Source organism: Sphingobium sp. MK2, assembly GCF_040170545.1.
GTDB lineage: Bacteria > Pseudomonadota > Alphaproteobacteria > Sphingomonadales > Sphingomonadaceae > Sphingobium.
Window position 1 is genome coordinate 1 of record NZ_JAZDXA010000036.1, and the last position, 24,186, is coordinate 24,186.

26 protein-coding genes are annotated in these 24,186 nt (G+C 63.5%); 20 read left to right on the top strand and 6 right to left on the bottom strand.

Annotated features, from left to right (window positions below):
- Window positions 1-49 precede the first annotated feature (49 nt).
- Genes V2I08_RS14960 through V2I08_RS14980 form a run of 5 tightly spaced genes read right to left on the bottom strand, consistent with a single transcriptional unit; the run spans window position 50 to window position 8,194 of the window.
- Complete coding sequence (locus V2I08_RS14960) at window positions 50-2,245, bottom strand: TOTE conflict system archaeo-eukaryotic primase domain-containing protein (RefSeq protein ID WP_349635842.1); 2,196 nt, start codon at window positions 2,243-2,245, stop codon at window positions 50-52.
- Between the two features lie 57 nt (window positions 2,246-2,302).
- On the bottom strand, window positions 2,303-4,276 hold the full coding sequence (locus V2I08_RS14965; RefSeq protein ID WP_349635843.1) for a TniQ family protein: 1,974 nt from the start codon (window positions 4,274-4,276) through the stop codon (window positions 2,303-2,305).
- On the bottom strand, window positions 4,273-5,421 hold the full coding sequence (locus V2I08_RS14970; RefSeq protein WP_349635844.1) for a TniB family NTP-binding protein: 1,149 nt from the start codon (window positions 5,419-5,421) through the stop codon (window positions 4,273-4,275). Before V2I08_RS14970 ends, V2I08_RS14965 begins: the two co-directional genes overlap by 4 nt.
- Window positions 5,400-7,517, bottom strand: coding sequence for a Mu transposase C-terminal domain-containing protein (locus V2I08_RS14975; RefSeq protein WP_349635845.1), 2,118 nt, complete (start codon window positions 7,515-7,517; stop codon window positions 5,400-5,402). The genes V2I08_RS14970 and V2I08_RS14975 overlap by 22 nt, the downstream gene beginning before the upstream one ends.
- Entirely contained in the window at window positions 7,514-8,194 is a 681-nt protein-coding gene (locus tag V2I08_RS14980; protein ID WP_349635846.1) for a hypothetical protein, read from the bottom strand. Before V2I08_RS14980 ends, V2I08_RS14975 begins: the two co-directional genes overlap by 4 nt.
- Window positions 8,195-8,354: 160 nt before the next feature.
- Between V2I08_RS14980 and V2I08_RS14985 the strand changes: the two genes are divergently transcribed.
- From V2I08_RS14985 to V2I08_RS15065, 17 genes are all read left to right on the top strand, one after another.
- Complete coding sequence (locus tag V2I08_RS14985) at window positions 8,355-9,272, top strand: hypothetical protein (protein WP_349635847.1); 918 nt, start codon at window positions 8,355-8,357, stop codon at window positions 9,270-9,272.
- Window positions 9,273-9,456: 184 nt separating this feature from the next.
- Window positions 9,457-9,993, top strand: coding sequence for a hypothetical protein (locus V2I08_RS14990; RefSeq protein ID WP_349635848.1), 537 nt, complete (start codon window positions 9,457-9,459; stop codon window positions 9,991-9,993).
- 2 nt (window positions 9,994-9,995) lie between these two features.
- Entirely contained in the window at window positions 9,996-10,292 is a 297-nt protein-coding gene (locus V2I08_RS14995) for a hypothetical protein (protein WP_349635849.1), read from the top strand.
- Complete coding sequence (locus V2I08_RS15000) at window positions 10,289-10,654, top strand: hypothetical protein (protein WP_349635850.1); 366 nt, start codon at window positions 10,289-10,291, stop codon at window positions 10,652-10,654. The genes V2I08_RS14995 and V2I08_RS15000 overlap by 4 nt, the downstream gene beginning before the upstream one ends.
- A 106-nt stretch (window positions 10,655-10,760) precedes the next feature.
- Window positions 10,761-11,012, top strand: a complete 252-nt coding sequence (locus V2I08_RS15005) for a hypothetical protein (RefSeq protein ID WP_349635851.1) — start codon at window positions 10,761-10,763, stop codon at window positions 11,010-11,012.
- A gap of 39 nt (window positions 11,013-11,051) precedes the next feature.
- Window positions 11,052-12,485, top strand: a complete 1,434-nt coding sequence (locus V2I08_RS15010; protein WP_349635852.1) for an IS4 family transposase — start codon at window positions 11,052-11,054, stop codon at window positions 12,483-12,485.
- A gap of 98 nt (window positions 12,486-12,583) precedes the next feature.
- Window positions 12,584-12,928, top strand: coding sequence for an IS66-like element accessory protein TnpA (gene tnpA, locus V2I08_RS15015; protein ID WP_349635853.1), 345 nt, complete (start codon window positions 12,584-12,586; stop codon window positions 12,926-12,928).
- Window positions 12,925-13,272, top strand: a complete 348-nt coding sequence (tnpB, locus tag V2I08_RS15020; RefSeq protein ID WP_349635854.1) for an IS66 family insertion sequence element accessory protein TnpB — start codon at window positions 12,925-12,927, stop codon at window positions 13,270-13,272. The genes tnpA and tnpB overlap by 4 nt, the downstream gene beginning before the upstream one ends.
- A 56-nt stretch (window positions 13,273-13,328) precedes the next feature.
- Complete coding sequence (tnpC, locus tag V2I08_RS15025) at window positions 13,329-14,939, top strand: IS66 family transposase (RefSeq protein ID WP_405053656.1); 1,611 nt, start codon at window positions 13,329-13,331, stop codon at window positions 14,937-14,939.
- A 3-nt stretch (window positions 14,940-14,942) separates the two neighbouring features.
- Window positions 14,943-15,161 carry a hypothetical protein gene (locus V2I08_RS15030; RefSeq protein ID WP_349635855.1) on the top strand — a complete coding sequence of 73 codons (219 nt, stop codon included), beginning with the start codon at window positions 14,943-14,945 and terminating at the stop codon, window positions 15,159-15,161.
- Window positions 15,162-15,348: 187 nt separating this feature from the next.
- Window positions 15,349-15,588, top strand: a complete 240-nt coding sequence (locus V2I08_RS15035; protein WP_349635856.1) for a hypothetical protein — start codon at window positions 15,349-15,351, stop codon at window positions 15,586-15,588.
- A 166-nt stretch (window positions 15,589-15,754) separates the two neighbouring features.
- A complete protein-coding gene (locus V2I08_RS15040) occupies window positions 15,755-16,183 on the top strand; it encodes a hypothetical protein (RefSeq protein ID WP_048577618.1) in 429 nt (142 codons plus the stop codon).
- Window positions 16,180-16,374 (top strand): hypothetical protein, encoded by a 195-nt coding sequence (locus V2I08_RS15045; protein WP_043149864.1) that lies wholly within the window; start codon window positions 16,180-16,182, stop codon window positions 16,372-16,374. The genes V2I08_RS15040 and V2I08_RS15045 overlap by 4 nt, the downstream gene beginning before the upstream one ends.
- Before the next feature lie 76 nt (window positions 16,375-16,450).
- Window positions 16,451-16,639: a hypothetical protein gene (locus tag V2I08_RS15050; RefSeq protein ID WP_043149990.1), complete on the top strand. Its 189-nt coding sequence runs from the start codon at window positions 16,451-16,453 to the stop codon at window positions 16,637-16,639.
- Between the two features lie 105 nt (window positions 16,640-16,744).
- Window positions 16,745-17,197 carry a hypothetical protein gene (locus V2I08_RS15055; protein WP_349635857.1) on the top strand — a complete coding sequence of 151 codons (453 nt, stop codon included), beginning with the start codon at window positions 16,745-16,747 and terminating at the stop codon, window positions 17,195-17,197.
- Between the two features lie 367 nt (window positions 17,198-17,564).
- A complete protein-coding gene (locus V2I08_RS15060) occupies window positions 17,565-18,113 on the top strand; it encodes a hypothetical protein (RefSeq protein ID WP_349635858.1) in 549 nt (182 codons plus the stop codon).
- A gap of 148 nt (window positions 18,114-18,261) precedes the next feature.
- Window positions 18,262-18,912: an antitoxin of toxin-antitoxin stability system gene (locus V2I08_RS15065; RefSeq protein ID WP_349635859.1), complete on the top strand. Its 651-nt coding sequence runs from the start codon at window positions 18,262-18,264 to the stop codon at window positions 18,910-18,912.
- Between the two features lie 537 nt (window positions 18,913-19,449).
- On the opposite strand, the gene V2I08_RS15070 is transcribed toward V2I08_RS15065, so the two are convergent.
- Window positions 19,450-19,839, bottom strand: a complete 390-nt coding sequence (locus V2I08_RS15070) for a hypothetical protein (RefSeq protein ID WP_349635860.1) — start codon at window positions 19,837-19,839, stop codon at window positions 19,450-19,452.
- Window positions 19,840-20,002: 163 nt separating this feature from the next.
- Between V2I08_RS15070 and V2I08_RS15075 the strand changes: the two genes are divergently transcribed.
- The 3 genes from V2I08_RS15075 to V2I08_RS15085 all read left to right on the top strand — a co-directional run bounded on the left by V2I08_RS15075 (window position 20,003) and on the right by V2I08_RS15085 (window position 24,140).
- A complete protein-coding gene (locus V2I08_RS15075; protein WP_043149874.1) occupies window positions 20,003-20,212 on the top strand; it encodes a DUF5818 domain-containing protein in 210 nt (69 codons plus the stop codon).
- 152 nt (window positions 20,213-20,364) lie between these two features.
- A complete protein-coding gene (locus V2I08_RS15080) occupies window positions 20,365-21,819 on the top strand; it encodes a hypothetical protein (RefSeq protein WP_349635861.1) in 1,455 nt (484 codons plus the stop codon).
- Window positions 21,816-24,140, top strand: a complete 2,325-nt coding sequence (locus tag V2I08_RS15085; RefSeq protein WP_349635862.1) for a hypothetical protein — start codon at window positions 21,816-21,818, stop codon at window positions 24,138-24,140. The genes V2I08_RS15080 and V2I08_RS15085 overlap by 4 nt, the downstream gene beginning before the upstream one ends.
- Window positions 24,141-24,186: the final 46 nt, after the last annotated feature.

Sequence of the window (24,186 nt, forward strand, 5' to 3'; positions counted from 1 at the left end):
CCAAAGCGCCCTGTGCCCCGGTCATGCCGCCATTACCCCAACGGAAGCATCAAAGTGCCGGTTTTTGCGGGTGTCCAGCTTCCGATGCCTTGCGCTCGGCCGCACTCATGCCACCGCGAAGCACCGCCAGATTTCGTACGAACCGGGACAGCCGGCCCCGCAGATACTCGAGATGATCCTTACGTTCGGTCAGGATCACGGGCGACCGCTTCGCTTCCAGCGCGCGCAGCACATCATCGAAGATCATATCGTTGCGAGCTTCGTCCTGCGCGATTGCCGCATAGACCGCAGGCATTGGCGGCCTCTCCATGATGGCGAGCGGCGTCGGCAACTGGAACGCTGTGCGTCGCTGCCGCACGCGATGAGCGATACCCCGGCGGGCGGCTTGCGTTCGGGCATCGACGCGATGACGAATCGGGCCGCATTGCATGAAGATAATCGGCTGATGCCCATCCTTACGCGCTACTGTGGCGGACAGACCGAGTACGAACCGCGCTTTGGCTCGTCTGGCGACAAGCTCGAAGCTGGCTGCGGACAGATGGTGGCATTCGTCGACGATCAGATGGCCATAGTCGCCAACCAGGTCCGCGACTTCGCCGCGCCTCACGAGGCTCTGGATCAACGCCACATCGATCACGCCAGTAGGCTTGCGTTTGCCTCCGCCGATCGTCCCGATCAGCTTCGGGTCAATGTTGAGGAACGTCTGCAGTCGCTCGACCCATTGCTTCACCAGTTCCTTGCGATGGACGAGTACCAACGCATTGACGCGGCGCTTCGCGATCAGGTGTGCGGCAACCACCGTTTTGCCGAACGCCGTGGTCGCCGCCAGAACTCCGTCGTCATGTGACCCAAGGGCTTTTGCCGCACGGATCTGAGGCTCTTCAAGATCGCCATGGAAGAACACGCCATCGGGGAGCGCCGTGCCGGCCATCCGCTGGTCGTCGATCGCGACCGCGCTCCCATGCACCGACAACAGCGCGACAAGTTCGTCCAGGCATCCGCGCGGCAGACCGATATGCTTCTGGTGAAGCTCGGCGCAGGAGACGATGCGCGGCTTGCTGAACGTCGACAGACGCATCGCCTGCGCCTTGTAGAACTCGGGATTTTGGAACGCGGCAAGGCGGATGATCTGTGTCACCAGCCATGCGGGCAGCCCGGTCCGGTCGATGTAGATCTGATCCGCCAGCACGATATCGAGCCTATCGGGAACGGGCTCAGCTGCCGGCGCCGGTGAAGGCCGCCGTGACGGCGTCATCTTCCATGGCTCGGCCGCGTGCTCATCCTCGACCGGCATCCGCACGCCCAGCACCCGCCCGCGCATTTCCGCATCGGCTACCATGCGCGACGCGTCATGGGTGTCCAGCAGCGGCAGCGTGGAGAGGAACGCCCATTGGTCGTCATAGGGTCGTAGTCCCTCATCCACGAACAGGCTGTTTCCCTGTCGGCGTGCTCGGCCCTGCAACGGCAGCGCGATCAGATTGCCGAACCCGCCGATCGGCATGATATCCTGGCTGGGGAAGAAGCGATCATAGGAACCGAACCCGATCTCGGGACGCCGTTCCATCGTCTCGGTCAGAAGCGAGGCGCCCAATGTTCGAGCAGTCCGCGCTGGCACGGGGTGTGCGAAGAAGATCCAGACATGGCCGCCATTGCCGGATCGCGACCGTTCCAGCGCCGCCGGAACATCGCGCAGGCGGCAGGTTTCCATCATGGCGAGCGCATCCTCCGCCCAACTCGCCTTGTCGAAGTCGGCCGCGAGGAACCGGCAGCTCTCATCGGCCAGCAGCGGATAGACGCCAGCCACATAGTCGCTCGCACCGGATCGGGACGATGCACTGCCGCGCAGGTGTCGGTCGATCACTTCGTCTGTTACCGGCAGAAAGGCTTGATGCGCGCATTCGCTGCATTTTATCTGCGGCTTGGCGCAAAGACCGCGTTTCCATTCATTCCCGCAGGCGGGCGCGTAGCCGCCACGCCCATTCTTGCGATTGTCCCAGCGGAGCGGGAACACATCCTCTCGCCCCGCGAACAGTCGGCGGAACAATGCCACCTTCTCCCCTGTGGGCGACATCGCTGTGACCGGAGCCTTGGGGAACTGCGGGACGCGGTCCGCCTTTCGCGCCTCGTTCATCCGTCGGGTTTCCAGGGCCTCAAGCGCCGCGATCACTTCAGCGCGCTCGTCATCAAGGGTCTTGAGCCGCGCGCGTAGTCGTGAAGCCGCATCCATGTCGGGATCGCCGCTCACGTTTCGACTTCTATCGGCGGCATGCGATCGCGATACACAGGCCGTGTTGCGGTCTCGTCATACGCCCTCGCTAGTGAATGGCCGAACCGGTTGCGCGCCGTTCCTGCTTGGCCGGTGGTCCGGCTCAGGTTCCGCGGCCAGGTAACGGCGCTGTCCGCTGGGCGTCGGGATCAAAAGTAGTTCATTGATCTTACTTTCTGCAATCTCCCGATCATAGAGCGGTTGCATATGTCGTCCGCCAGCGATCGCCGGCGTCACGCCAGCTTTCTTCAGGTATCCATCCACGCTCGCCGTCCGGGCTGCCTTTGGCAGAAGGCGCGCCAGTTCCGAGGCCGACACTAAGCGCTTGCCGAACGCCTCGATTTCGGTTCGCCGCAATGTCTGCGCCGTGCCGTACCAGGTTGGTTTACTTTCCACCGCGAACCATCCCAACCGCGCGAGCCTGCCTACCGTCGGTACCGCGACGCTCAGTTGGCGCGCGGCCTCCAACATCGGCATGAGCGCGGGATCATCATTACTTTGGAGGGCGACGATCACGGCGTCGGTATCGACCAGTATCTGAGCGATGCCGCGTTCGCCGCGCAATCGCCCTGCTGCCTTGATCTGGCCATGCAGCAGCCCATCAATGATCTCGTCTGACGAGCGGTGGCAGATATACACAGCCCTCATAATCGTCGCGCTTCCCGGTGGCGGCCTGTTCACGAACGGAGCTTCCCCGTGCAATGCTTCGAGGAACCGATCCAGGTGGGCAAGACGATACCATAGACCTCCGAGCCGATAGCCGCGTGGAAAATAGTTTCGGCCGCTCAACACCTTGAGCAACACGGATGTCGTGCCGAGATGATGACACGCTTCTGCTCGGGAGCATATTTCACCTAAGAAGACGGCCAAGGGTTCCTCGAATGATTTTGGAACGATGGTTCCGTCGCAGGGTCGTGATGAAGGTAGAATCATTCCGAGGACAGATGCCGCTCTTACAACTCCCTTCGTTGATACCCCCAACAGCTTTGCCAACGCGCCCAGCGTGGTCAACTCTCCCATCGGCACCGGATTGCGGAACAGCTTCGTTCCGGCCGTTATCGGGAGGTGCTTCACGACTTGATTGCGGACGATTTCACGGATTGGGTCGAACGCCGGGTGTGTGGCGACGCCAAGCCATGTTTGCATGTCTCCATAGACACCTTGGGGTGTCAGTCGTTTGCATGGGCATGCGGCTATCATCGCGTCGAGCATCTCTTGGAGCCGACCGGGGAAGTCCTGGCAGACGGCATAGCCGGCTGTCATCGTGCAAGCGCGTTCCGCCATATCCTGGTGACGCCAAGCGAGGATCGACCTGCCCCAGCGCGCTGTCCCGCCCAGCCATTGCATGACCTCGGCAGCATCCGCGAACGCGAGACCATCAAGGAAGCCGTGCGCAATGCGAGGACCGCCGCCAAGCCTTCCAACAAGATAGGCGTCGCCGATCCTGCTATCTGGCGCAACAGGTTCGGTCCGGTCTTCCAGAACACTATGTCCGCATATGCAATGCCCCGGCGACAGATCGGAACGGCGGAAGATGCGACCACAGGCGGGGCAACTCGCCAGCAACACCCGGCCATGCCGAGGGCAACTCGATATTTTCGCGATATCCCACCACGACCGACGCCACGGCCGACAGGTGATCGGTCCGTCACGCTCCTCGACATCGGCACGCAGGCAATCCGGGCAGATGCGAGCAAAGTTACAGGTCGTAGCCATGCTGCCGCTGCGGCTCACCAATTCGCAGGCGAGAACGCTCCCATCGTCGGTATGGGTGATCGAGTTCCGAACCAATGTTTCCAGCGGGAATCCAGTCAATCGTGCGATATCAGGCTGATTTCTCCCACACTCCAGATCGCGAATGAGGGTGCGACGTTTAGTAAACGAGACCTGTAGTGCAAATTCCGAGCGGCTTTCACACCCGTGGCGCAGAGCAAGACGATTGAACAATGCCCATCCCGGTTCCAACGGCGCCGGTCGCACACGTAGCGCGATGGGCGGTAGCTCTGTCATATTCCGTTCCGGACGAACGGACGTACCGGTTGTGCGCCTTTCCCGCGCAACCTGGTCACCCGGCTCGTGTTCGTGGGGCGTCGAGGAGCGGTATCGCGTAGCCAGATTTCGCGAAGCCGTTCGCTCGAGCAGAGGAATGGGTTGTCGGGACGCGCCGGACCGTCGCTGATGGGCGCCTGCGCGTCATCGAGGATCGCGTCGAAGTCCAGCATGTCCCTGGCTTCGTGCTCGTAAGAGGGATGCCAGTCCCCATGGACTTTGCCTAGCAGGTCAAGATCGATCAATCGGCGGCCGCTTGCCAGCGCGATGCTCAGGGCCTGGCTGAGATACTTGGAGACGATCCCGATCTCGCCGCCCGTGGCCACATAAATACGCTTTGCCATCTCGTGCTTCGCAAGACCCGATGGTTCCGGCAGACCCAGCATCTTCTCCATGACGCCGAGCACACTTGAGAACATCGTGCGACCACTACGTGTCGCCCAGTCATAGGGTTTGAGGATCACGGTCGGTTGCAGGCGGCGGCGCAGCTGCATCGTTCGCTCGCCCGGCACGGCGATATCGAGCAGACGGGGGAGCCCCGCGATTACGACCTGCACCTTCACCCGATTGAGCAACGACTTGATGAACTCGGTCACCTCAGCCGTCATGTCGGGCTTGTTCCCGTTGACCATGTGATGACCCTCGTCGATGAAGATCATCTCCGTGCCCGTTTCCTCTGCGTAAAAGGCGATCTTCTCGATCAACTCACTGGTGTTCCAGTGATCCCGCGCGCGATAGCCGTAGGCGCCCAGGATCGCTCCCACCAACGCTCGCCGCGTCGTCCGCTCCGGCGCTTCGACGTAGACGATGCGGCGGATGTCGCCATCCTCAGTCGCGATGTCCGGGTAGTCGGCCATATAGTCTTCGAGCGCCGTCGTCTTGCCCGCGCCTGCGGCGCCCACGATGAGCAACGCCCGCGCCTTGAAGCGCCGGGTCTCCTCTCGCGGGCGATATCGACCGTGCAGCTCGCGGATCGCCGCCTTCGCTTCGACATGCCGTGTGTGAGGGATCACCGTCGTCTCGAACGCAAGCACCGCATCGGGCAGCGTCGGCCGTGTCATGTCGGCCACGGCATGGCGCCGGGTCATCGCTTCGGTTCCGACCATTGCGCGACCAGCGCTGCGATATCCGCATCCAGGTCGATAGCGGGCGGTGGTGTTGGTGCGACATCCTGCTTCGGTGGTGCTTTATCAACCGCCGGTGCCTGAGGCTCCCGGACGGGCATTGGGGGCTGGCCTTCGAGCGGCGTGAAGTAGCTTCCGTCGGCCTCGTAGCGTGCAGCCCGGACCGCGCTGCGAACCTTGCTCTTCGTGGTTTGCAGCTCGTCCGCCGTCTGCTCGGCAAGCGCGCGCGACGCTTCAAGATCGGCGATCGTCACCGGCGCATCCTTCGGCAAGCTCCGCCTGGCGAGCGCGCGATGGATCTTGTGTTGATATTTCGAGATGCCGCGCGACACGCTCTGGTCGACGCAGGGGATCATTAGCCACTCGCCGCGATCATCATCGAGCAACCAGATTTCACCCAGATCGTAAGGATCGTAGCGGATCTCCCAGTCTTTCTCCAACCCGCCGCGTCGCGCCAGCAACGGCTCGAGCTTCCCCCGGTCGGCATAAAGCAGGCCTTCATACTGGATGCCGATGTTGGAGATGCGCCGGAAGAAGGTCTCTCCCGTCAGCCGAACGATATGATCGAAGTCGGGAACCGGGCGCACCGGATACAACTCGGTCAGCTCCCGCCAGCGCTCATAGGGCGTGCATCTCAGCGTATCGTGAACATGGTGATGATAGTCGTCGACGATCCATTTGAGGATGCGCTGGCGCACCTCTTCCAGTGACAGGCGCGCCCGCGCGACGGGATCATATAGATCCAGCGTTCGCGAGAGGGTCGTGCCTTCCTCATGGCTGAACACCTGCACGCCGATGGTCTGGAAGACGCGCTCGATCGCCCCTTTCAGCCAGGGCATCTTCACCGGCAGGTTGACGATGCCGATGTCGAGCATCCTGCCGGACGTCTGCAGCGATTGCGATCGGAACTCCTTGCCATTGTCGCAGATCAGCCATTCGGGGACACCATGGCAGGGCCAGTCGCGGTCGATGTCGTCAACGCCCGAGAGGTCTTTTTTCCATAGCGCGTGGCCCACAGCCCTTTGGAGGGATGCATAGGACGGGGCCTCGAAGCTCAGATGCGCGCCGACGATCATGCGCGTAGCGCGATCAATGAGCGCCGTGAGCCAGGGGCGACCGAGCGGGCGACCACTCTCGGCATGCACGACAACCAGATCGATCAGGCAGTGATCGACCTCGACCTCTTCGAGCGGCCGCTCCGGCGGATTCCGCCGTTCGAAGATCCCGAACTTGAGCCAGGCGGCACGCCGCCCGAAGCGGCGTTCATATTCCTGCCGCTCGGTATAGTTGTCGCGGATGAACACCCGGAAGGTGCGATCGCTGACGGCGGGCACCCCTTGTTCACAACATAGATCGACATAGCGGCGATAGGCATAATTCTTCCGTCGCCGCGGCATGCCCAGATACCAAGCTTCGACAGCCTGCCGCATCAGCTTGTAGGTGTCGGGGCGATCGCCGTCCTCGCGTGCATAGCGAGCCTGGCGCGCACCGCGCCGATGATAATGCGGGATCAGCAGCCGGATATCGCGGCCATGCCGGCTCCACACGCCATACCAGGCCCGCACCGTGTAAGGATTGGGGCGGTTGAGAATTTTGGAACGGCGTGATGCGCTGCTCGGGCTTCTTCGCCACTCCGCATCGAGCCGGGCTGCAAACTCGGTATCCTCGCGTCGCCATTGATCGTGATGAGCATCGAACACCGTTTCGGCTGCGGCGGCATAGGCGCCCATCAACGTGGGATGCTGATTGCGAACGGCATCGACCATACGAACATAGGTCTCCCGGCGCTCGGCCTCGCGCCGGACCTCCTCGGGCCAGAACTCCCAGGTTTTCTCCAGCGCTTCAGCAATGGCTTTGGGCAGGCCCTCCGCATTGCAGGGATGGTGCGTCAGCCGGCGGGCGCCATAGACGGTGTCGATTTCATCATCGCTCCAGGTTCGTGCATCGCCGCCGCCATGTGGTTGCAGCAGATAGCCGCGGCGTTTCCGATCGATCACTGACCAAAGCGCCACCTGGCCCTGTTCATTCCGGATCGAGAGGGTGTCCCCCTGCTGGAAGCGCAGCGGCGTCGCGGTCATCTTCCATTTCCTCCCGGCATCAGGACGGCATGCTCGTCGAACGGTCGATCGAGATCCGCTACCAGGTCCCCGATCGCCACCAGCCCGAGCACGACATTGGTATGCACAGCCTGGCCGCCGAGTGCCGCGGCGGCCACTCCCAGGGGCGACGGAAAGGGGAGGAGGGTTAAGATGGTGCGGATTGCATGGAGGTTTTCGGCCGCCAGCACCGCCACAGCAGCCCTCAGGCGGCGAGCGTTCGACAGGCGAGGTTGCCGTCGGATGTCGGTATCGAGCCACATTTCATGCCGGGCCCCGCGCGCGGCGCATTCCGCTTCGATCGCGGACAACCGCCCGCCGAGGGTTGGGTCGGCCGCCAGTCGCGTAGCCAGCTTCACCTGGCGGTAGATGATCTGGCCATCCGCCATCTCCAGGCGAATGTCGGGCGTGTATCGCCGCCGTCGGCCCGCGTCCGTCCAGACAAATGTCTCCGGCTGCACGGCGAAATGGGCGACATGGGGATCGAAATCGAGAAGCAACAGCGCGTCGCGCTCGAGCAGGCTTTCATAGGGCAACCCATCGCTGGCTTTGATCGACTGATACCAACCCGTGCACGATCTTCGCCCCGGCCGCTCTGCCGGGTTCCGGGCGAACCGCACCGTTGCGTCTAAACGCAAACGGGCTGATTTGTCGGTCACACCGGCATCCGCTATTCTCCTTACGGGAACGACTCGAAGTGCCGGTTGAGTATAACCGCTTCCGCAAAGGGCGGTAATTGGTTCTGCTCAGAGCTGGTATGCCAAGGTCGACATCGTCGATGCGCCCCAGCTCCAGCTCGTGCTCCCCGCGCGCAAGGAAATGGTGCAGAACGCCGCCCTCGATGCGCTGCGTGACGCCTGCGAGGCGGCGATCTTCCGCACGATTGCCCGCGAAGGCCACCACCGGCTCTCCCACGCCGATTGGCTGCGGGCGATGGCGCTGGGCGTGACCTTGCCCGAAGCTGCACCCTGGCTCAACGCATGGACGCCGCGCACCGCGGAGATGGACAGTGTTCTACTCGGCGACAGGGTGGCTGGCGAGCCGATGATCCTGATGCCAACGGACCAGCCCCATATCGAACAATGCGTTGGCCGAGCCATTGCTTCGGGCCGGCCGCTCGACGCGACGCCGGTCCACCCGGTCGGCGATTTTACGGGTTACGGCTGGTATGACGCCTTGCCACGCGCGCTCGGCTATTCCTTCCGGATCGAACGAGGCGAGGGCGATGTCTTCGACTATGCCGCGGACACACAGCTACCACCGAATCTTGTCTCCGGACGTGTCGATGGAATCGCGCTCGAACTTGCCGTCCAGGAAACGACTGTTTCCGATGCCCCCGCCGAAGTCATCGCGCTGCCCGCCGACCTTCTGATCGTTCCCGGCGATTGCTGGACCGATCTCGAAGAGGTCGGTATCCTGCTCAGCGCCGACTGCGCGATCACGCCCGGCGAACTTGCTTCCCTGCTGGAACGCGCCTGTTTCTATCCAGATGAAGACAGTGATGCCGACAGCTATCATACCCAGCAGGTGGCGTTCGATATGCAGGCACGCTTTACCGCCAATCTGCTACTGCTCGGCGAGGACGCCGCGATCATAGAGCGGGTTCGCGAGGCAATGCGCGAGCATGTTTCCTGGCTGATTCCGAAGGACCGCGCGATCGCTGTGCGCGCGGTGAATTACCAGGTGGACGCTGCCTTCGCGGACAAGGACATGGCGCCGGCGATCACCACCGCCTGAACCGCTTGCTCCACGCCAATCTGCTCACGATCGAGCAGGGCAAAATCGACTAATATCCGCTGTGAAAGCGACCGCTCGCGAACCGTCAGCGCTGCTCAGGCGGCGGTGCCCATGACTCCTGCCATCGCCGGTCTCGCGAGCGGCCCATTCGCACTTCACGACATCGCCATCAGGGAGACACAAGATGGCCAACACTTATCTGGAAACGGCGTTCAATGTGCCGGTCACGCCCGAAGAGGCCGCGTTGCTCGAAGAATGCTTCGCCACCACTGCGGAGATATCTGCCGGGTTCGCCAGAATTCCGCAGGAGGAGCTTGAGGCCGCGAAAACCTGCTATGCATCTCGCAGCGGCCTGTTCAGGGCGACCTTCCCACCGCAGGCCGACGAAGACGATCCTTTCGCGACATTCCTTGGTCTCTGGTCCGATCCCGATTTTCCCTGTTTCGACGCAGACCTCACTGTAAGCGCCGACCCCGGCGGCGAAGGACAGGTCGCTTACATTCATGGTCACGAGGTCGACGTTTCGGCGCTCGCATCCCTGATCCAGAAAGTCTGCAAGTCGGCGCTGCCGTTCGGCTTCGAATGGGCGCTGGTGACCGACCAGGACAGACCGGGCGGATTCGGTGGCGGCTATTTCGTCGTCACCGAGACCGAAATCCTCGGCGGCTCGACGCATTGGCTGATGCACGAGACCCTGCAAACCTTGCGGGCGGGAGCGTGACCATGGCGGACACGATCAGCGCCAGCGTGATGCTCTATGTCGAGGTTCTCGATCCGCAGGCCATGTGGGATCACGCCCACAGGGCATATGCCTTGGCGCATCTCGACCACAAGATCCATGACGAGGCACAGCCGACGCGCCTTGCCGAAGAGCTTCTTGCCGAGTTCGTATCCCTCTGCGGCACTCGCAAAGAGCCCGACATCGGCGATTGTCTCCGCATGATCTTCGACCCCGGCGAAAGCCCGCCGGGAATCCTGATCGAGGACAGCTCGGCCGAGGTGGAGGGGCCGCGCTCATGAAATCCGTCCTCAAACGGCCCTGCAACGAATGCCCGTGGCGCCGCAACCATCCGGCCGGATGGCTTGGCGGCTATCGCCCCGAAGACTTCACGGAGCAGATCCAGTTCGATGGTCCGCCGCTGCCTTGCCACAAGACCATTCCCGGAGACGGGAGCGATGCGCGTGCCATGTGCGCGGGCGCCCTTATCTTCATGCGGAACTGTGCCAAGGGAGCGCACCACCCCGACTATGGAGATGCGCTCGAGACGATCGAGCCGGATGCGGAAACCGTGTTCCAATGGTCGCAGGAGTTCCTGGACCATCACAACAACCCGCAGAAGTGGATCGAGCGCATCCGCGGCCAAGTGAAGAACCGGCGGTGACGCCGTTTCGGCCACTGATCCACCGCGACCGATCGAAGACCGCCGTGGAGGGAAGGGGGCGGGGCGTGGTCGCGACGAAGAGTTCGCTGCCCACCCGGAGGTTCTCATGCCATTTTCCACCACGATCCCTCTTGCCGACCGCCGGTCCAGGGTTGGACCTGTCGACAGACGTTCAGGATCGCTCCCCGACATTCTGGACGAACTGCTCCGTATCGCCCAGCAAGCCGACGCCTATGAGATCCTCGTCGAGACGTTCGACTATGGTATCCCTCCGACGGGCCTTGCGATTACCCATAAGTATTTGAATCACTTACGGGTCTCCGGGCGAAAATTGTTGAATCGTATGAATCAGTTATGATTCATTCACGAGCGCCTTGATGTGTTCGTGAGGTGCGCGATGCAGGCCGAAGGCGAAAAACTGCTGCCTCTGGGCGACCACTGGTCGCGCAACGAGGTCGACGAGACGGCATTCAGGGATGCTCGTCTCGGGCGCCGATTTGGCGATCTGCTTAGCCGCCTGAGCGACAGGATGGGAGGAACGATCCCTCTGGCTTGTCAGGATTGGGCGAGCACGAAAGCCGCATATCGGTTCTTTTCAAACCCGAAGGTGGGAGAGGGAGACATCCTTGCAGGCCACCTTGACGCGACCAGGGCGCGCTATGCCGCATCTGAGGGGCCGATCCTGGTGCTCCAGGATACGACGGAGTTCACCTATCAGCGTCGGAACCCGCACGACATCGGCTTCACCAAAAGCGTCAACAGTGGTCGCGACAAAAGTGGGCGGCTCCGGCATCATGCGGTGTGCGGCATATTGATGCATTCCAGCCTGGTGGTCACCGAGGAGGGGCTTCCCCTCGGTCTGGCCGCAGTGAAATTCTGGAACCGCGATAAGTTCAAGGGGACCGCCCAGCTCAAGCGGAGGATCAACCCGACGCGGGTCCCAATCGAGGCAAAGGAGAGTGTTCGCTGGCTCGATAATCTCCGCCAGTCGGTCTCTCTGCTGGGGCAGCCGGATCGTTGTGTTCACGTCGGTGATCGAGAGAGCGACATTTACGAACTCTATTGCCTCGCCCGGGATCTGGGCACCCACTTCGTCGTCCGTACCGTTGTCGACCGGCTCGCTGGCAGCGGCGACCACACCGTGAAGAGCGAAATGCGTGAGGCTCCGAGCGCGGGCACGCATAGTATCGAGGTGAGGGTTGATGACGACACGGTCGCGCGCGTGACCCTCGATATCCAATATAAGCGGATCCACGTCCGCCCGCCGATCGGGAAGCAAAAGCGCTACCCCTCGCTCGATCTGACCGTGATCCATGCATCGGAGGTCGGGGTCCCATCAGGTCGCAAGCCGATCCTATGGAAGCTCATCACTGACCTGGAGGTCACGAGCCTGGCCGAAGCGGTCGAGAAAATCCGTTGGTATTCGATGCGGTGGAAGATCGAAGTCTTCCACAAGATCCTGAAATCGGGATGCCGGGCTGAGGATGCCAAGCTCCGTACCGCTGATCGCCTGGCCAATCTTCTCGCGCTGCTTTGTATCGTCAGTTGGCGGGTGATGTGGATGACCATGATGGCACGCGCGGCCCCCGAAGCCGATCCGACGATCGCATTCACAGCGGCGGAAATTACGATCCTCGACCGCCTCGTTCCCGATAGCGGAAACCGCGGCGCAAAGCCGGGCACGCTCCAACTCTATCTCACCAAGCTATCCCGCCTCGGCGGCTATCTCGCGAGGTCGTCGGACCCGCCGCCGGGGAACACCGTCGTCTGGCGCGGCCTACGGCGCCTCGTCGATATTCAGATCGGCGCGGAGCTCGCAACTTATGGGTAATCGCAAGCCGACGGGCACCGCCTTGCGCTGATGGATTGATGGCGTGAAGTAGCACTGGTGCAAGCGACGGTGTTTGCACCGGTGTTAGCGACGGTGCGATGAGTCAGGTGACGGTGATCTCGGGCGTCGAGCGGCGTCGGGAGTGGAGCGTGGAGCAGAAGCTGGCGCTGGTCGCGGCGGCGTCCGCGCCGGGGGCGAGCGTGGCGGAGGTCGCGCGGCGGGCTGATCTACGGGCGAGCCAGATCTACAGGTGGCGGCGCGATCTGCGGAGCGCGTCCAAGCCGGAGCAGGCGTTCGCCCCGGTGCTCGTCAGCCCGGATCACGATCATCGGGTCGCCACGTCGCCGGCGCTGGTGATCGAGCTTCGCGGCGTGGTGGTGAAGATCGCGCAGGATGCCTCGCCGGCGCTGGTCACCGCGACGCTGCGTGCGCTGCGGCGATGATCCCGGTTCCGGGCGGTGTTCGGATCTGGATCGCGACCGGTCGCACCGATATGCGGCGCGGGATGCACGGGCTGGCGCTGCAGGTGCAGCAGAGTCTGAAGCGCGATCCCCACGCCGGCGATCTCTACGTCTTTCGGGGCAAGCGCGGCGACCTGATCAAGATCCTCTGGCATGACGGGATCGGGCTGTCGCTCTACGCCAAGCGGCTCGACCGCGGTCGGTTCATCTGGCCGTTCGTGACCGACGGCGTGATCGCTATCTCGGCCTCGCAGATGGCGTGCATGCTCGAAGGGATCGACTGGCGCAACCCGCGCCACACGTGGCGTCCGAGTGCTGCCGGATGATCGTTTCGGCAGCATAAAAGCTTCAGGATTCCGGGGTTTTGTGCTATGTCACGGACGTGACCGAGGACGCTTTCCCAGCCACCATTCATGGCCTGCGCGACGCCCTTTTCGAGGCTCGGGCCGAAGCCGCTCGGGCCACCGCGATCGCTTCCGATCTGGAGGCGCGCAACGCCCTGCTCGAGCTCCAGAACGCGCAGATGCGGCGCGCGCTGTACGGTCAGCGATCCGAGCGCGGCGAGCGGCTGATCGACCAGCTCGAGCTCGCTTTCGCGGATGCCGAGGCCACCGCCGCCGAAGACGCGCTCGTGGCCCAGCATATTGCTGCTGGAACGAAGGTCGAGGCGTTCGTGCGGCGGCGTTCCTCGCGCAACCCGTTCCCCGACCATTTGCCGCGCGAGCGCGTCGTCATCGCGGCGCCCGCCAGCTGCCCATGTTGCGGATCTGGCCGACTGTCGAAGCTTGGCGAGGATGTCACCGAGACGCTCGAGGTGATCCCGCGCCAGTGGAAGGTGATCCAGACCGTGCGCGAGCGCTTCTCGTGCCGGTCATGCGAAGCGATCACCCGGCCCCCGGCGCCGTTTCATGTCGTCCCGCGCGGGCTGATGGGGCCGAGCCTGCTGGCGATGATCCTGTTCGAGAAGTTCGGCACGCATCAGCCGCTTAACCGGCAGCGCGACCGCTATGCCCGCGAGGGCGTGGAGCTCAGCCTGTCGACGCTCGCCGACCAGATCGGTGCGTGCGCGGCCGTGCTGAGGCCGCTCTATCTGCTCATCGAAGCACATGTCCTCGCCGCCGAGCGGCTGCACGGCGACGATACCACCTTGCCCGTGCTCGCGCCGGTGAAGACCGATATCGCGAGGCTGTGGACCTATGTCCGCGATGATCGGCCGTTCGGCGGGCTCGATCCGCCCGCGGCGCTGTTCCGCTACTCGCGCGACCGGCGCGGCCAGCATCCGCGCGACCATCTGGCGGGCTTCACCGGCATCCTCCAGGCCGACGCCTATGCGGGCTATAACGAGCTGTTCCGCGCAAGCCGGGTGCCCGCGCCGGTGACCCGCGCGCTCTGCTGGGCGCATGCGCGGCGCAAGTTCTTCGAGCTCGCCGATGTTGCGGCCCAGCTCAAGCGACGGCGCAAGCCGATCGTGTCGCCGATGGCCGCCGAGGCGGTTCGGCGCATCGACGCGATCTTCGATATCGAGCGCACGTTGATCGGCGTCGATGCCGATATCCGGCGTGACGAACGCCAGACGCGGATCTCACCGCTCGTCGCCGACCTCGAACGCTGGCTACGCGCCGAACGCGCCAGGCTCGCCCGCCACAACCCCGTCGCGGGCGCGATCGACTATATGCTCAAGGACTGGACCGCGTTCGCCCGGTTCCTCGACGATGGGCGCATCTGCCTCACCAACAACTGCGCCGAACGCGCGTTGCGCGGGGTCGCGCTCGGACGGAAGGCATGGCTGTTCGCAGGCTCCGATCGCGGCGGCGAGCGCGCGGCGCTCATGTACACGCTGATCGCGACCGCTCGCCTCAACGACATCGATCCGCAAGCGTGGCTCGCCGACGTTCTCGCCCGTATCGCCTCGCTGCCGCAGCACCAGCTCGCCGATCTTCTGCCCTGGAACTGGCGTCCCGCCGACGCCACACCCGTCGCGCTCGCCGCCTGATCGATGGCGGCGCCGTCGATCGCGTTCACGCTGCGCTACGTCGCCACCCTGCTCGGCGAGATCGAAGCGCTCATCGAGGACATCGCGCTCGGCATGGAGCCCGAAGACGGTCGCATCTCGATCATCGACAGCGCCGACGAGAACGATCCCTCCACCACCGCATTCACCCGCGACGGCATCGAAAACCTCAAGGAACTCATCAAAATACACCGCCAACAATAGCGGGGGCGGTGCCCGTCGGAGGGATACCGACTATGAGGGGCGTCCGATTCTCTCCGTCTATGACAACGGCTCGGGGATCGAGAGTCCGCGAGACTTGCTCGCACTGGATGCGATCGGGTGGCGCGGATCCCTGTCGCATCCCGGAAATGGTGACAGGATAGCACTTTCAAGCCTCGCGGGACGCCATGTGATCGTTCGGTCCGGTCCCGATGAAACCGAACGCGGATGGAGCGCGACGATACCTCCCGAAGCCTGGACCGGCGCAGCGCCGATCATGATCGAGCCCGACGCCGGTCTTCGCGGCACCAACGTCATGGTCGAGATTCCGGTCGAAGAGCGCGTGGGGCTTGAAGAAGCAGTAGCGGCGGCCGCACGGGACCTGCCGGTGCGGGTCTACTTTCACGCCAGATGGAAGAACCGCCCCTGATCCCGACAGATCAGGCGATCGCCACGCATGCGTCGCCCAATCGGTCAGGACCGAATTCGCGGATGACAGCACGCCCGCGCGCAACGCCAGCAAACAATCCTTTCCCCACCCGGTCTGACCAAGCCGGCGCCGCGCCGGGCCGGGCAACGCTTCCAGGAGCGCACCCATGATCGATGACCAATTTGATGCTCTGGTCGACGACGCCACCCATGCGGTCAACAATCTCATCCCCGACCGATGGCTGAACATGTTGGGCGGGACCGACCGGTCGAACCTGCTTGTCCAGATCAATGACGCGCTGACGCCGATCCTGCGCGACGCGTTCGATAACCTTGTGCGCCCGAGCGATATTCCGACCCGCGCGTCTACCATCGCCGCGATGATCTGCGAACTGATCGAAACCCATATCGCCAAATGCGACGAAAGCGGCGATTGCGCCGAAGACCGGCCATCGCATGTGATCTCGCAGGTTCACGGCACCAGCGCGAACATCGACAGCATCGCCAGTTGCGACATAGAAACTGGGACGCAAATCTACCTTGTGCTGGACGATGGCGCCGCGTTCCGCATCACCGTCGAAGCGGTGTCCTCATGATCGACATGAACATGGCGCTTCGAGCGCTCAAGCGAATAGCGCTCGCTTCGAGCCACCGAGAACTGGATGCCGCCAGGATCGAGGCCGCCGATATCCTTGATCAGGCCGGTTGGACCAGATCGGCACGCATCGTCATCGACACCATCGGGCTTCCCATTGTCCGCGACGATGGGGATCGCCCACCGAAATAGGGCCTGCTCCAGCACCAGCCTCGCCCGCTCGGCGGACGCCAGCGCTACCGCACCGCAAATCCACATGGAGAATATCATGGCCCCTCTGTCTCCGCTCAGGGCGCGTTTGGCAGGCTTTCCGCACGCATATGCCTGCGCGATCCAGCGCTGGACCGCCACCGGCCGCAACCAGTTCGTCATCCGAACCCGCAATCCCATCCAGCCGTTCCGCGTAACGGAGGCGCTTCCGGCCAATGACGAAGATCTGGTCCTGCGCGTCGCCTGAACTCGATCTCCGATGGGGCAGCTCAGCCCGGTTCGTCGCCTACCTCCGCTCTCTTACACCGTCGCCAAATCCCGGATTCCTCCAATACCCTGCCGGAGACCCGACATGCGTATCAGCCATCTTCAGGCGATCGCCGACATCCTGCTCGGCGATGCCAAAACCCTTGCCCGCGGCTATCATGAGATCATGACTGGCGCCGGCGCGGACTTCGACACCGCGGAGGCACGCAGACGTTGCGCAATCGCCGTCAATGCGGTCGGCCTGGCAATCGACACCGATCGCTACCAGTCAGCCCTGAACGCGCTCGCAGCGCGACCGCGCGTCGAACCAAAATGCGATCGCTGTGGCAGCAACGAACTGATCCGCGACGCTTCGGCCGAATGGGACTGCGCAGCCCAACAATGGGTGCTCGCGGGCGTCTATGATTGCACGATCTGCCAGACCTGCGAGGCCGAAAGCGATTCCCTCTGCGACTGGCAACCCTGCGCTCCCGACGCCGGACAGCTGCTCGCCGTCGCGCCCGCGCCAACCCGTAACCCGGAGGCCCACCAGACCTAACGGAAAAGCAATTCCCATCGGTGAGGCCGGGCACGCGGACCGGTCCCGCGTCAGCATGGCCCTTGTGGGTATGCCCGCCGTCACCGGGGATCGCGACCGCAGGAGTTCTTGTCGCGCGGAGCAGATGGCGACGCCGGCAAGCTTCCCTCCCTCACCGACCGTTACGAGGCAATTCAATGAATAGTGCCGATCAATATCCGATAAAGCCTGGCATGTGGATCAGAACGGAGGAGGACGAGAGACTCCTCTTTCGACGATACTCGTCGACCGGCCATTGGGGGTTCTTTTCCGAGAGCAACCACCACACCGCGCGCGAGCACAAGCTGCCGCTCGCTGGTCTCAAACCCTGGGACAAGGAACGCCGGACATGAAAACCCATGCCATGGTGAGCGGACTTCGGATCACGCTGACGAAGACCGAATTGCAGGCCTTGCTCAACCTCGCACGATATGGCGCAGACCAACTCGACACCGCCCGACATAATCATATCCTGCCCAGAAGGCAGGAAGCCGTGGCGGCCGACGTCATTCAGGGCCTCGAATGCGGCCTTGCATCGGTCCAATGGAAGCAGGCGGAGGCCAAGGCAAGGCGAGAGCAGCCCAAGAGGGACGCCGAACGCCGCGCAGCCCGCGAGCACCATGCCCAGATCGACGGCTATTCGGTTTGGGCCATGCTCGGTGACTGGACCGACATGTCCGATGATCCCGATCGGCGCCAGTGGGCGGATATGTTCCACCCCGACACCAAACCTCGCGAGCAGGGCGAAATCCGGCGCAATGTCTGGCGGATTTTCATCAGCAAGGGCCGCGCGGCATTGGACGACCTCGTAGTTTTGTCCGGCGATTGCACGACAACCGCCGATCGGGACGAGATCGAACAGCTCGCGCGCCGGATCATCGCGAACCATCAGGAATGACAGCCTTCGTGTGAAGTCCGGCCGTCTCGGCTGAAAACAGCCTATAAGGACGCGGCTTCCCTCAAAAACGAACCACGCCACGCCCACGGTGCCGGGTCGCCGAACGGATTCCCGTGGCCTCGGCCGCATCCCACAAGGATCCCAGATCATGCCCGAACTCATGGAAATCGAGACTTATCGGCTCGAAGAACTGTCCGAGCGCGCGAAGACAAACGCCCGCAGCTGGTATCGGGAAACCGGCCTCGACTATGACTGGCACGACTCCACATACGATGACTTCGAACGGGTCTGCGACATTCTCGGTGTCAGCCTCAAGACCAATATCGTGCGCCTCCATGGCGGAGGGACACGCAGCGAGCCGCGCATCTACTTCACCGGTTTCTGGAGCCAGGGCGACGGCGCCTGCTACGAGGGCGTCTACTCCTATTCGAGGGGCGCCCACCGTCGGATACGGGACCACGCGCCTCTGGACACAGAGCTTCATCGTATCGCCGATGCCCTGCGGGCCTTGCAGAGCCGCAACTTCTATCAGCTCAGCGCCGGCGTCCATCACCGCGGGCGCTACTATCACGAACACAGCATGGCGATTTCGGTCGAGCGCGACGGGGCCTTCCAGGACATGACCGCTGGCGCCGAAGAGGCCATCGCCGAAGCGCTCCGCGACCTCGCCGGCTGGCTCTATCGCGGTCTTCGCGCGGAGTATGAATATCTCAGCTCCGACGAAGCGGTCGACGAAAGCATCACCGCCAATGGCTACAGATTCACCGCGTCCGGCGAACGTCAATTGCGCATCGCATAGCCAATGCAGGCACATCGACCGCCCACGACAGGAGATCTGACAAATGACCGGAACCGTTCGACTGTCCGCCAACGATATCCGGTAGCTGCGAAACGTCGCCGAGCAGATCGCGCAGGGAGAAAGGGTCGCGTCCCGCTACACGATCGAGATCGCCGAACGCTTTCATCTAACGACCGGCCGAACGGCCCTCAATATCCTCGCGATCAGTGACGATCCCGATTGGGCGGACACCGACCTCAACACGACACATCCCTGGTCGCGGATCCACGAGCGTCATGAGCTTGTGAATGGCCGGGCGCTGTTCGATCTCTACGTCTATGAACGGCCCCCTTTGGCGAGACCGGCGACCTTGTCTGCTGCGTTCAGGCGGAACTCGATACACGAGGTCTCGCTGCGATCCACGCTGACAGCGCAAAGGATATCTGGCGCCGGCTGGCCTGATCGAGGGCCATGAAGCGCGCCATATCCGATCTGTTGCGCTGGGGCCGGGAAAGAGCAGGTCAGCCAGCTACGACCTGCCCCTCCCGCACCTTCGAGCTATTGGCCGAGAATATTGGCAATCGGCCGCGCCATGTCGACACGCCGCTTCATGAGGTCGGTGAGCCAGCAAAGATGCGCGGCCGCGTCGGCCAGCGGCAGTCCGCAAACTTCCTCGAATAGCTCCCGCTGATAATCGAGGTCGCGCGCGAGGATGCCCCGCAGCCGCCGGCGCGCGGGGCTGTCGTCATCCTCGATTTCTTCATTCGCTTCACGCGCCGCATCGAGAAATGCCTCGGCCAGCTCCTGCGCTTCATAATAGCCGCCATCAAGACCCTCACTCATGGCAAGGCTCGCCAGCCGCCGACGCACCAGCGGCAGTTCGGGATCGACCGCCGCATCGTCGAGCGGCAGGTTGAAATCATATGCGGCGAGAAAGTCGCGGATCATGGTTAGCTCCTTGAGCTGGTGAAGGAACATAGAATGAACAAGATTGCAACCTCTGTCCCGGTTATGCCATGAGTCAGCGCATGCCTCCTTCAATTTTCTTCACCCTTATCGCTTGCCCTTTCGATGACATTGCCGTGCTTGCGAACATCGGAGGTTCTCGGTCATGACCGACAGCAAGCCCCCGCTGCGTTTGCGCGGGATTGTCCGAATGAGTGATCGCGGGCCACTGCTGGAAGTCGCGGATGGCCTGGTCTGGCGACTCGAAACGCGTGACGATTTGCATGCTCATCGGGACCAGAATGTCCAGATCGAAGCCTGGCAACGCGGACCGAGCCTGCTGGAACTGCTCTGGATTGGTCCTGCTAGCGACTAGCATTCGCGTTTTTCGGTTTAGGCTGATTTCTACCAGTTCGAGGATATCTCGGGCATGTAACTCTGCTCACTGCATGACGATATGGGGGCGATTTGTATCTATTGCCGCAATGGACCGAAAGGGCCGACAAGCGCGGCCTTGATCCGCTTGGAATGCAGAATAGCGGGGTTGTGCTTTACCAGTCGCTCCTCCCCGGCATCAGCAACGTCACCCTGCGGATGCGCTATTACGGCTATTATTGCTGGGTGAGCGAGACCTATGCTCTCCGCGGCGCCACCAGCGATTTCGAGGCCTGGCGCACCTGGGTGCGGCGCGCCGAAGCGCTCTATGCCCTGGTCTCCGCGCGGGCCGGGGAAACCGGCGTGGGCGGCGTCGACTGGGCCAACCGCCGGTTGGCCGCAGAGGAGCGGGTCATCGACTTCGCCGCCGCGGCGTCCACCGACGCGTCACAGGAGCGTTATCTGCGCCAGTCGCTCGGGGTCTTCGGCGGCGCCTACTACACCCAGATGGCCGAATTGGGCCTCTTCACCGAGAACCGCCACGGGATACAGGTCGCCGCCCGCGATCTCGGCCGGCGCGCGGCCGGCCTGTTCGCCGACGCGATCGGACCCGATCTCGTAAAGCTCCTGCGCCAGAAGATCGCAGATGCCCGCGTCAGTGTCCGCGACCTCGATCGCCTCGGACCGATCGTGCCCTCCCAGATCCAGTTGGAAAGCGAGGAGCGCAGCTTCTACGAAGCTCTTCTCTTCGCACGCAAAGAGTCGCCCGCACAGGGCGCGGCGAGCCGCGCCGCCACGCTCAGCCTTATCCTGGAAACCGCGCGCGCCATCGAGGAACAGCCTGGACCGGAGGATGTCCGCTGGCACCTCTTCAATCCGCCACAGGCACCTTTGCCCAAACCTCTCGAGGCGCAGCGCCTCAACTGGGAAGCCTATCAATGCCAGGATCTGATGCAGGTGGCATCGGCCGCCCTGCTTGCCTGGGCAATCACGATCATCAACGCGGACGGGCAGGGCCAAACCCTCTCCGATATCCGCGCCGAGGTGGTCGCCCATTTGACCGGGCATGACGAGGACGCGTTCGCAGGGAGCTGGCGCGACCTGCGCCTGAGCCTCGATCCGGGGACCTTTCCATATCAGGCCATGTGGGATGACCTGACGAGCGCCCGCGGCGCGCCGGCCGACAAGGCTGTTCCTGCCATCACCCTGATGGCTGCCTTGCACCAGCGGCTTCGGACACGTCCCGATCTCGCCGATGCGGCAGCGCGCGGCTTGCCTGGCCGCGGTCCTGCACGATCGCTCCGCACGGAACTCGACTGGCTCGAAAGCAGGGAGACGGACGGTGTCGTCGACCGGATCGCCGACTATGTGATCGACCGCGTCGTCCGCCGGCATAGCTGGGTCGCCATGCAGAAGCTCCGCCGGCAGCGCGACTACACCTTCCTGTTCGAACTGCGCGATGGACGCCTCTTCTTCCTCGCCGGATATCAGCCGGTCGCCACCACGCCCCGCCTTGCGCCCGCCATCCAGTTTCTCGAGGACATCCATCTCCTGGACGAGGATGGGCTGACGGCGCTCGGGTTCGACGCGCTGGGAACCTCCCGATGAGGCTGCCGGATCGTCTCGGCCGCCGCCTCGGCCGTCCCTTTCACAGTGCGATCGCCACGAGCTTCGCCGTGGAGTTCGCGGCTGTCGAACAAATCCTCCTGCCTCAGCTGATGGCGAGCGGCGCATCGAACCTGCTCCTCATCACCGACGCACGCATGGCGTCACTCGCCCTTTCGGACGGATCGATCCTGCCGACAGCGCTCGGGCGCGACTATGCGCTCCACAGCCCGCCAGCCGCCGACGGGATTTTCCACCCCAAGATCATCCTTCAGATCGGCCGTCACGGCGCTCGCGCCTTCGTCAGCTCCGCCAACCTGACCGCGGCGGGCCTTGCCGGAAACGCCGAAGTCTCGATCGAGATCGAGTGCAAGGATGAGGACGGTCCCGAGCGCGAGATCGTCCGATCCATCTGGCGCTATCTTAACGCGCTCGTGCCATCCGAACCGTCGCCTGCGCGAGAAGCCCTGCGCTGGGCGGGCGAGCGCGCGGCGTGGCTCGACGGTCCGCCCGGTTTGGTCCTGCAGGAACTGGACGACGGTTCGGCGATCGCGTTCCTCCATGCCCCAGACGAAACGGGAATCGGCGATCACTTCGTCTCCTTCGTCGGAGGCGACAAGGTTCAGTCGCTGGTGGTGATCAGCCCCTATTGGGACGACGATCTTTCCGCCCTTACCGATCTCTCCCGGCGTCTTGCGCCCAAGCGGATTATCCTCCCGATCGACAGCACGAGTCACGAGTTTCCGGCCGACGCGCCGTTCGCCAGCAAGCCCCGTATCGTCGAGCTGGGCTGGCCCACCCGACGCTTTACCCACGCCAAGATACTCATCGCTTCCACCGCGCGTCACGACCATATCCTGTTCGGAAGCGCGAACTGCACAACCCCGGCGCTGGGGCGGGCAGGGGCCATCGGCTTCAATGCAGAGGCTTGCATCTATCGGAGGCTACAGCGCGGGGCTGCACGCGAAGCCCTCGGGCTCGATCGCTGGCTCGACGGCGATGTCATCGCGCTTGCCGATCTTCCGCCACGCACCCCATCGACACCCATTCCCCTCAAGGCAATCGAAGCGCGCCAGCCCGGCAGCTTCGATCTCGACAATGATGTTCTCATCTGGCGTCCGGCGCGCGGCGGGATGCAGGAAGGCGAGGTCCAACTCCTCGACAATGGAGCAAACCTGCTCCTGTCCATCCCGGTCGCGTCCTTCCACCATTCCGGTGACACGCGCACCGCGCCGGTCGATCCGGCGCTCCACCGGACGCTGTGCTTCGCACGCTTCGTCTCTGGCGACTTCAGCTCGACCATTGCCCACGTCACGCACCGGAACGCGCTGCGCGGACGTCGCAGGGAAATGGCGACCGGGGCTGTCGCCCGGGCGCTCGCGCCATTCACCGATGGGACCGACTTCGATCTCTGGATGCACCAGGCCTTCGAGACACTCGCTCGGGCCGACTTCGAGCAAACTGCTGACTCCCCCTCGCTTGCAGCCGCCCGCAGACCTTCGCGCAAAAGCGATGGCGAGGCCGAGGCACCCGTGTCGCTGAGCTATGAGGAATTCGTGCAGGCGCGACCTGGCGGCGGGCGGTCGGGCGCCGCTGGCGCGAACAGTCTCGCCGGGACCTATAGCGACAGCATCCGGGATTTCCTCAATCTGCTCTCCGGCCGAACTCCCGCTCCGACGGCGGGCGAAGACGATGATCCCGCCTATGACGAGCCTACGGAAGAGGGCGGTGACGCTGATCTCGATGATGGCGCCGATGGTGGCGACCTTGCGCAGCCGCGCCAGCCGGACGAGGAGCCGATTGATCCCGCCCCGATCGACGCGCGCCTCTATGAGCGCCACGTTATCGGCTATGCCGAGGGTCTCGAATGGGACGACGAACCGCTCGGCCCGAGCGATGTCCTGCGACTGCGCTTCTGGATCCTATTCCTCCTCTATAAGGCCCGCTGTCCCGATCTCCCTCACGGCCTCGACGGTTCGAGCGCCCCGCTATCCTGGCCGCGTTTCACCGTCCGTATCCTGGTCGCCTTCTTCTGCGGCCGCACGCCGGCGATCACCCGGCTCATGATCGCGCGTGACTATAGCGGCATGCCCGTCGACTTCATGGAGTGCTGGATCACCGTCCTCTGGAGCCTCGATGCGATCGAGAATAACTTGGCCGACCGGCCCAAGGAACGCCAGTTCCTCAAATATATCCCCGAACTGCGCCGGCGCGTGGTCGCCCTGCTCGGGCTCTCACCCGACGAGCTGGCCGGGTCGGTCGCCGCCGAGGTTCGCGAAGGGCTCGACCGTTCGATCGGACAAAGGCTTACTCTTGTCTCATAAGCCACCCAAGGAGAGCGCCACGCTCCGCAGGGCCTTGCCGCAAGAT

Excerpts from the sequence above, each read along its gene's own strand:
- tnpB (WP_349635854.1), top strand. The coding sequence starts at position 12,925 with ATGATCCCGGTTCCGGGCGGTGTTCGGATCTGGATCGCGACCGGTCGC.
- V2I08_RS15060 (WP_349635858.1), top strand. The coding sequence starts at position 17,565 with ATGAAAACCCATGCCATGGTGAGCGGACTTCGGATCACGCTGACGAAG.
- V2I08_RS15070 (WP_349635860.1), bottom strand. The coding sequence starts at position 19,839 with ATGATCCGCGACTTTCTCGCCGCATATGATTTCAACCTGCCGCTCGAC.
- V2I08_RS15055 (WP_349635857.1), top strand. The coding sequence starts at position 16,745 with ATGCGTATCAGCCATCTTCAGGCGATCGCCGACATCCTGCTCGGCGAT.
- V2I08_RS14995 (WP_349635849.1), top strand. The coding sequence starts at position 9,996 with ATGGCGGACACGATCAGCGCCAGCGTGATGCTCTATGTCGAGGTTCTC.
- V2I08_RS15050 (WP_043149990.1), top strand. The coding sequence starts at position 16,451 with ATGGCCCCTCTGTCTCCGCTCAGGGCGCGTTTGGCAGGCTTTCCGCAC.
- V2I08_RS14985 (WP_349635847.1), top strand. The coding sequence starts at position 8,355 with ATGGTGCAGAACGCCGCCCTCGATGCGCTGCGTGACGCCTGCGAGGCG.
- tnpA (WP_349635853.1), top strand. The coding sequence starts at position 12,584 with ATGAGTCAGGTGACGGTGATCTCGGGCGTCGAGCGGCGTCGGGAGTGG.
- V2I08_RS15080 (WP_349635861.1), top strand. The coding sequence starts at position 20,365 with ATGCAGAATAGCGGGGTTGTGCTTTACCAGTCGCTCCTCCCCGGCATC.
- V2I08_RS15000 (WP_349635850.1), top strand. The coding sequence starts at position 10,289 with ATGAAATCCGTCCTCAAACGGCCCTGCAACGAATGCCCGTGGCGCCGC.
- V2I08_RS15075 (WP_043149874.1), top strand. The coding sequence starts at position 20,003 with ATGACCGACAGCAAGCCCCCGCTGCGTTTGCGCGGGATTGTCCGAATG.
- V2I08_RS15085 (WP_349635862.1), top strand. The coding sequence starts at position 21,816 with ATGAGGCTGCCGGATCGTCTCGGCCGCCGCCTCGGCCGTCCCTTTCAC.
- V2I08_RS15065 (WP_349635859.1), top strand. The coding sequence starts at position 18,262 with ATGCCCGAACTCATGGAAATCGAGACTTATCGGCTCGAAGAACTGTCC.
- V2I08_RS15040 (WP_048577618.1), top strand. The coding sequence starts at position 15,755 with ATGATCGATGACCAATTTGATGCTCTGGTCGACGACGCCACCCATGCG.
- V2I08_RS15005 (WP_349635851.1), top strand. The coding sequence starts at position 10,761 with ATGCCATTTTCCACCACGATCCCTCTTGCCGACCGCCGGTCCAGGGTT.
- V2I08_RS15045 (WP_043149864.1), top strand. The coding sequence starts at position 16,180 with ATGATCGACATGAACATGGCGCTTCGAGCGCTCAAGCGAATAGCGCTC.
- V2I08_RS15010 (WP_349635852.1), top strand. The coding sequence starts at position 11,052 with ATGCAGGCCGAAGGCGAAAAACTGCTGCCTCTGGGCGACCACTGGTCG.
- V2I08_RS14965 (WP_349635843.1), bottom strand. The coding sequence starts at position 4,276 with ATGACAGAGCTACCGCCCATCGCGCTACGTGTGCGACCGGCGCCGTTG.
- V2I08_RS14975 (WP_349635845.1), bottom strand. The coding sequence starts at position 7,517 with ATGACCGCGACGCCGCTGCGCTTCCAGCAGGGGGACACCCTCTCGATC.
- V2I08_RS14970 (WP_349635844.1), bottom strand. The coding sequence starts at position 5,421 with ATGGTCGGAACCGAAGCGATGACCCGGCGCCATGCCGTGGCCGACATG.
- V2I08_RS15030 (WP_349635855.1), top strand. The coding sequence starts at position 14,943 with ATGGCGGCGCCGTCGATCGCGTTCACGCTGCGCTACGTCGCCACCCTG.
- V2I08_RS14990 (WP_349635848.1), top strand. The coding sequence starts at position 9,457 with ATGGCCAACACTTATCTGGAAACGGCGTTCAATGTGCCGGTCACGCCC.